Annotated in this window: 7 protein-coding genes and 1 pseudogene; 3 read left to right on the top strand and 5 right to left on the bottom strand. The window is 63.0% G+C overall.

All coding sequences use genetic code 11. The annotated features are described in order from the left end of the window. A partial coding sequence (locus B7L71_RS15065; RefSeq protein ID WP_446497441.1) for an adenylyltransferase/cytidyltransferase family protein occupies positions 1-93 on the bottom strand: 93 nt, incomplete at its 3' end. Between the two features lie 14 nt (positions 94-107). Next, positions 108-1,415, bottom strand: a complete 1,308-nt coding sequence (locus tag B7L71_RS15060; RefSeq protein ID WP_081138920.1) for a glutamate-5-semialdehyde dehydrogenase — start codon at positions 1,413-1,415, stop codon at positions 108-110. Between the two features lie 240 nt (positions 1,416-1,655). On the opposite strand from B7L71_RS15060, the gene B7L71_RS15055 reads away from it, so the two are divergent. From B7L71_RS15055 to B7L71_RS15045, 3 genes are read left to right on the top strand one after another with little or no spacing between them, the layout of a single operon-like run. Continuing rightward, on the top strand, positions 1,656-2,420 hold the full coding sequence (locus B7L71_RS15055) for a hypothetical protein (RefSeq protein WP_446497437.1): 765 nt from the start codon (positions 1,656-1,658) through the stop codon (positions 2,418-2,420). Beyond that, positions 2,417-3,343 carry a diguanylate cyclase domain-containing protein gene (locus tag B7L71_RS15050; RefSeq protein ID WP_081138917.1) on the top strand — a complete coding sequence of 309 codons (927 nt, stop codon included), beginning with the start codon at positions 2,417-2,419 and terminating at the stop codon, positions 3,341-3,343. Before B7L71_RS15055 ends, B7L71_RS15050 begins: the two co-directional genes overlap by 4 nt. Before the next feature lie 18 nt (positions 3,344-3,361). Then, positions 3,362-4,759 (top strand): bifunctional DedA family/phosphatase PAP2 family protein, encoded by a 1,398-nt coding sequence (locus B7L71_RS15045; RefSeq protein WP_081138915.1) that lies wholly within the window; start codon positions 3,362-3,364, stop codon positions 4,757-4,759. 35 nt (positions 4,760-4,794) lie between these two features. Here B7L71_RS15045 and B7L71_RS15040 read toward each other — a convergent pair whose 3' ends face one another. The 3 genes and pseudogenes from B7L71_RS15040 to B7L71_RS15030 form a co-directional block, all read right to left on the bottom strand. Further along, positions 4,795-5,415, bottom strand: coding sequence for a LysE family translocator (locus B7L71_RS15040; protein ID WP_081138914.1), 621 nt, complete (start codon positions 5,413-5,415; stop codon positions 4,795-4,797). Between the two features lie 81 nt (positions 5,416-5,496). After that, a complete protein-coding gene (locus B7L71_RS15035; RefSeq protein WP_081138912.1) occupies positions 5,497-6,111 on the bottom strand; it encodes a flavin prenyltransferase UbiX in 615 nt (204 codons plus the stop codon). After that, positions 6,104-6,436 (bottom strand): annotated as a pseudogene (locus tag B7L71_RS15030) (UDP-N-acetylmuramate:L-alanyl-gamma-D-glutamyl-meso-diaminopimelate ligase); the annotation flags it as partial. The gene B7L71_RS15035 and the pseudogene B7L71_RS15030, both read right to left, overlap by 8 nt.

Below are 6,436 nucleotides of genomic sequence, written 5' to 3'. Positions count from 1 at the left end.
CATGTGCAGCACTTCCAGTCCCAGCGCGTCGCGTACTTCCAGGGCACTGCGTAAATGGCCGTTGTGCACCGGGTCGAAGGTGCCGCCAAACATGCCGACACGCTGACTCATTGGCGAACCTGGCCATCCCCGAACACGATATATTTCTGCGTGGTCAGGCCTTCCAGGCCGACAGGGCCACGGGCGTGCAGCTTGTCGGTGGAAATACCGATCTCCGCCCCCAGGCCGTACTCGAACCCGTCGGCAAAGCGCGTCGAGGCGTTGACGATCACCGAGCTGGAGTCCACTTCCGCCATGAAGCGACGCGCTAGGGTGTAGTCCTGGGTGACGATGGCATCGGTGTGGTGGGAGCCGTATCGTTCGATGTGTTCGATCGCTTCGTCCACGCCATCGACCACCTTGATGGCCAGGACCGGAGCGAGGTACTCCGCGTGCCAGTCCTCCTCGGTTGCTTCCAGCGCCTGGGGCAACAGCGCCCGCGTTCGCTCGCAGCCGCGCAGCTCTACCTGGTGCTCGGCGTAGGCACGCGCCAACTCCGGCAGCAGAAGGTCGGCAATCGGGGCATCCACCAGCAGGGTTTCCATGGTGTTGCAGGTGCCGTAGCGATGGGTCTTGGCGTTCAGTGCGATGGCCAGCGCCTTGGCAGGGTCGGCGGTGGTATCGATGTACACATGGCAAACGCCATCCAGGTGCTTGATCACCGGCACACGCGCTTCCCGCGAAATGCGCTCGATCAACGACTTGCCGCCACGCGGGATGATCACATCGATATACTCAGGCATGCTGATCATCTCACCCACCGCCGCGCGATCCGTGGTGGCAACCACCTGAACACTGCCCTCGGGCAAACCGGCATCCGCCAGGCCTGCCTGAATGCATTGGCTCAGAGCGGCATTGGAAGCGCGAGCTTCCGAACCACCGCGCAAGACACAGGCATTGCCGGATTTGAGGCACAGGCTAGCGGCTTCCAGGGTGACGTTGGGACGTGATTCGTAGATGATGCCGATCACTCCCAGCGGAACCCGCATCTTGCCGACCTGGATACCGCTGGGCCGATAGCTCATGCCATCGATGGCGCCCACCGGGTCTGGCAACGCCGCCACTTGATGCAGCCCCTCGATCATGGCATCGATGCGTGCATCGTTGAGTGCCAGGCGGTCCAGCAGCGCGCTGTCCAAACCGCTCTCCCGGCCCCGCTGCATATCCTCCTGATTGGCGCTGAGGATGTCGCTGCGGGCTGCTGCCAGGCGCTTCGCCATAGCATACAGCGCCTGGTTCTTGGCCTGGCTATCGGCTCGGCGCAATACGCTGGCCGCTGCGCGAGCCCCCTGTCCCAGAGCCGTCATGTAACGGGCCACATCGCCGGCCGCCAGGTGGTGTTGGGCGTCTTGTTGAAATGCGTCAGCGCTGCGCATGCGATCTCCCTATATTAAGCATGACTGAAAGTGGCTAGGCTTATATTACGCCTTGAGGGCATTATACTGGGGGATTCGCAGGTTCGAGCCAAGCAATGCGTTATGCTCAGGCTGGGTGACCCCCGTTTATCAGCCAGATAGTAAGCCACCATGCCAAGCAAATACAAAATCAGTCCGCTCAGGGTGACACTGTTGGCCGCCGCCGTCGCGCTGGCTCTCTGGACACCCAATGCGCCCCTCATGGCCACCCTTGTGCTGTGGCTTGCGGTCGGCTGGCTACTGGTGACTGCACTGCTGCTGGATTTCAGCCATCGCCGCTCACGAGGCCTGCCCTGGCAACTGCTGGCGGGAACCCTCCTGTTGGCCCTGATTGCGGTTGCCCCTGAACGTCACCTATTGCTGATATGGGCCTGGGGTGCGGTCTTCATGCTTCCTCAACCACGCTGGGTGGCCATGTACAATGTGTGCGCAGCCCTGCTGACCTGCCTGATCATCAAACCCTTGCTGACCCTACCAGCGTGGTGCCTGCTGATCGCAACGCTTTGTATTCTGTGCCTGCTGGCCATGGCGCGGACTTACCTGCTGGTGCACTTGAGCGGCACCATGCGCCAGCGCCTGCGGCTGATTCCGGGGCTCAACCTATGGGCAGGGGAGCAACTGCTGCGTGATTTGACCAAGGAGCAAACACGCTCCGAGCGGGAAGCCATTCACGCCGAGGTATTGATCATTCACCTTCGACTCCACCAGCTCTGGCCTGCGGCCCACAAACTGTGCAGCCTGCTTTATAGCTTCGAAAACGTTTACCGCCTGAATGCCACTACGCTGGCCACGCTCATGTTGGCCAGAACGCCCCGCGAGGCCGCCCATCGTCGCCAATTGCTATGTGCGGCCCTGCCGGAGCACACCGTTTGCCAACCGCTTCCCCTGATAGAGCTTGAGCTGGAAGCGCTGACCCTCGAGGCTCTGGCCCAGATGGGTAAACAGCGGCCGAGCGTCATCACATGACGACGTCCGCGCCCCCCAAACGGCTGATGAGCCTGGCTTACAGTGCCAGCCTGATCGTTATCTGTGCTTACACCGCCTGGCTTTACGCCATGGGCAGCTACCGTGAACTGTTGGTTCCACTGTTCATGACCACCCTGATACTGGCCAGCCTGATGATGCACCTTGGGCGAGGCATCAAACCCTACCTGCCACGCTGCTTGCTGCTGGGCAGTCTGTTTCTGGTGGCGATGCACGGCGTACTGACCCACGCCAACCTGCCGCTGTATTGGTTAGGCCTGCCCCTTGCCGCCGCGTTCATTCTTCTGCCACTGTGGGGAGCGCTGGCCACCAATCTGGTCGCCATGGCCGTGATCATCTGGCAACTGCCCACGCTGAACGAGGAGTTTGCCCTGGGCTTTGCTGCCCTGACTCTGCTGCTCGCACTGCCCCCCTGGGAGCACGCGCGGCGCAAGGCACTGCTCAGGGCTACCGACCCCCACGATAACGATTGCGATGCGTACCATATCGACACGCTCAAAGAGCGTCTGAAAAATGAGTTTCAGCGCGCCGACATGCTCAACAAGCGGTTGGCCGTGCTGGTGCTACACTTGCCGCAGCTGGACATGGCAGAGGAGCAGTTTGGCCAGCGCGCCAAGACCGCGCTGCTGGGTGCGCTGTGCAGCGAGGTCAATAGCCGCTGCCGTGATCACGACATTCTGGGCCGTGCGGGCAGTGCGACCTTCTGGCTGGTCTTGCCCGATACCAGTGAAAGCGGCGCGCTACTCGTGAAAGAGCGCCTTCAGCGTGCCCTGTCACGGCGCGTATTGGTGGAAACAGGCCAGTTGGAAGCACGGCTAGCCACTTGCCTGCCCATGCGCAAGGAGAGCTTCGAGCGCTACCTGCAGCGTCTGGAAGCACGCGCAGAATCCATTACCCATTTATAACCGCAGACGGAGTCACTCTTGGCGATTGTCGATACCCTGCTCTCTCTTACTCTTTCCCCTCCTTTGCTGCTACTTCTGGTGTTGGGTATCGCCCTGGTCGAGTCGCTGGCACTCATTGGCCTGCTGGTCCCCGGGGTCGTATTGATGACTGCGGCGGCCACCCTGGCGGGCCACCAAGGGCTCGACCTGCCCTGGCTGATTGGCGCGGCGTTCATTGGCGCGATCATCGGCGACAGCGTCAGCTACTATCTGGGCTATCGGCATCGTGAGGCGGTGTTGTCCCGCTGGCCGCTGTCGCTTCACCCCGAGTGGGTGGGACGTGGGGCACGCTTTTTCGAACGCTATGGGGTCTACTCGGTCTTCATTGGCCGCTTCGTCGGGCCTGTCCGCCCGGTGATCCCGCTGGTGGCCGGCATGATGCAAATGCCGGCACGCACCTTCGCCTGGGCAAACATTACCTCGGCAGCGCTCTGGGCTCCCGCCTATGTACTACCTGGCTATCTGGTCGGCCATACCTGGCAGCAGCGGCTGAACCTGCCCACGAACGTGGAAATGGCCGTCATCCTGATTGCCGCCACGGTGGTGGTATTGGCCGTGGTGTTTTCATGGGGGCGTGCTCAGGTGGACCGCCAGGGGCGCGTCTATTTTGCGCTGGCACGCATCGTGCGGCGCATTCCGATCATGCGTCGCCCCTGGTTGGCCATGAGCCGTTCGGGGGAAGTGCCGCTGGGTTCCCTGCTGCTGCTCATTACCGCGCTTACCGGGGCCTCCGCCTGGACGCTGTACGTGATGCACCATGTGACGCCGTTGACGGTCGATCTGGAAGCCCAGCGGCTATTCGACTGGCTCGACTCCCCCTGGCTTGCCCACGCCAGCCTGCTATTGGCCATGATCGGTGACAAGGCGGGCATCGTGGCCCTGGTCAGCCCGTGGGCGTGCTGGCTGCTGGTGGTCAAACGCTTCGATGCGCTGCTGCATGGGGCTCTGGCCCTTGGCGGCATTGCCCTGATCAACACCGCGGGCAAGGCACTGTTCGCCCGGGCACGCCCCACCACCCCGGACCACCTGACCGGCTCATACGCCTACCCCAGCGCGCACACCTCTACCTGGGTGGTGATGATCGGGCTGGCGGCCGCCGTGATGGCCGCGCGGCTGCCCCGCCAGCGGCGTGCCTGGGTCTACTGGATGGCCATTGTCGTCACGCTGCCGATGGCGCTCTCGCGCTTGGCTCTGGGCGTGCACTGGCTGAGTGATCTGGTGGGAGGCGCGCTCATGGGGCTGGTGGTCTGCGCTCTGGTTCAGCTCAACTGGCAGCGGCGCTATCGTGCGCCGCTACCCGCCATCCCTTGGGTCTCGCTCACCGGGGCATCGCTGCTGCTGGTGAGCGCGAGAATGCTACTGTTCGGGCCGGTTTGATGGCGCCATCGCGTAGCTGGCTCGGGCTGGCGTGATCAGCCCAGCGCCAGCCACGCGCCCACGCCAAACATCAGCGTCCCGGCAATGCGGTTCAACAGGCGTACGTTACCGCTTTTGCCCAGCACGCGACGCAGCGTCTTGCCCCCCGTGGCATACACCAGCATGCTGCCGAACTCGATGATCAGGATCAGCGCGATCAACAGGCTAAGCTGAGGGGCCAGCGGGCGGCTGCTGTCCAGAAACGGCGGCAGCAGCACCATGAAGAATGCCCAGCCCTTGGGGTTGGCCACGGCGGTCACCAGCCCCTGCATGGCCAACTGCCAGCGGCCTGCAGGCGGCCCTGTGTCCAGCTCGCTGGGAATGGCCATGCGCCCCCGCGAGCGCCACATCATCACCCCCAGATACGCCAGGTAAGCCCCACCAATCCACTTGAACGCAGTGAACAGCTCAGGCTGGCGCAACATCAGGGCCGCCACCCCAGCGCCTGCCGCCGCGGCCACCAGGCCCACGCCCATCAACTCACCAATCATCATCCAGAGCGTACGCTTCACCCCCTGGGTCATCCCCAGCACCATGGCCAGCGTCATACACATGCCGGGGGTCAGCGATACGAACAGAAAGGTTGGCACGAAGACCGATAGAGTAGCCCAGGACATGGTGACGCTTCCTTGTGGTGAACGGTGGCGAAAGTCAGTGATATGGCGAATCGTAGGCACAAAAGTGTGGCACCGCCGGGATTACCCTTCGCCCCAGCGTGGCATCAAGCGATGCTCGATGCCCAGCTGGTTGAGAATCCGCGCGACGATGAAATCGATCAGATCCTCCATGGACTGAGGACGATGATAAAACCCCGGCGCGGCAGGCAGGATCACCACACCCAGGCGACTCAGAGTGAGCATGTGCTCCAGGTGAATGGGAGAAAAAGGACTCTCCCTGGGCACCATGACCAGCGTGCGCCGCTCCTTGATCGCCACATCGGCGGCACGCTCGATCAGGTTGTTGCTGGCCCCGGTGGCCACCGCAGAGAGGGTGCCGGTGGAACACGGGCAGATCACCATGGCGGAAGGCGCACCGGAGCCCGAGGCCACGGGGGCCATCCAGTCTTCACGCCCAAAGCAGCGAATTTGTCCGGGCCTGGCACCGCTTTGCGCCACCAGGGCCTCCTCCAGTCGCTGAGGCTGAGCAGGCAGCGATACCTCCGTTTCCGTGGCAATGACCATATGGGCCGCCTTGGAGATCATGACCCACACTTCATGGCCCGCCTCGACCAGCACGTCGATCAAGCGCAGGCCATACTGCGCCCCCGAAGCGCCCGTCAGCGCCACCGTCACAGGGGGGTTGAACTCACTCATCGGATACTCCTGTTGCAGGGTTTGCCGCTGCCAACGCCGCCAACAGGCGCTCATGAACACCATCGAAACCACCGTTGGACATCACCACGATCCGGTCGAGCGGTGACGCCTGGGTGACCACTGCCTGTACCAATGCATCGATATCCCGATACAGCGACGCCCGCGACCCTTGCGCCTCTACCAGAGAGTCCATCGACCACTCCACGCCAGCAGGCTGGAACCAGAAGCTGTGATCCGCATCGGCAACGCTTTCGTTCAGACGTTCACGCAGCGCGCCCAGCCGCATGGTGTTGGAGCGCGGCTCGATCACGGCCAGCAGCCGCCC

This window comes from Halomonas sp. BC2 (assembly GCF_002078115.1).
Lineage (GTDB): Bacteria > Pseudomonadota > Gammaproteobacteria > Pseudomonadales > Halomonadaceae > Vreelandella > Vreelandella stevensii.
Note: the sequence above shows the minus strand (reverse complement) of the source record. Positions and strands in the feature narration are given on the sequence as shown.

Coding starts and splice junctions, on each gene's coding strand:
- B7L71_RS15050 (WP_081138917.1), top strand. CDS start 2,417: ATGACGACGTCCGCGCCCCCCAAACGGCTGATGAGCCTGGCTTACAGT.
- B7L71_RS15055 (WP_446497437.1), top strand. CDS start 1,656: ATGGCCACCCTTGTGCTGTGGCTTGCGGTCGGCTGGCTACTGGTGACT.
- B7L71_RS15040 (WP_081138914.1), bottom strand. CDS start 5,415: ATGTCCTGGGCTACTCTATCGGTCTTCGTGCCAACCTTTCTGTTCGTA.
- B7L71_RS15035 (WP_081138912.1), bottom strand. CDS start 6,111: ATGAGTGAGTTCAACCCCCCTGTGACGGTGGCGCTGACGGGCGCTTCG.
- B7L71_RS15060 (WP_081138920.1), bottom strand. CDS start 1,415: ATGCGCAGCGCTGACGCATTTCAACAAGACGCCCAACACCACCTGGCG.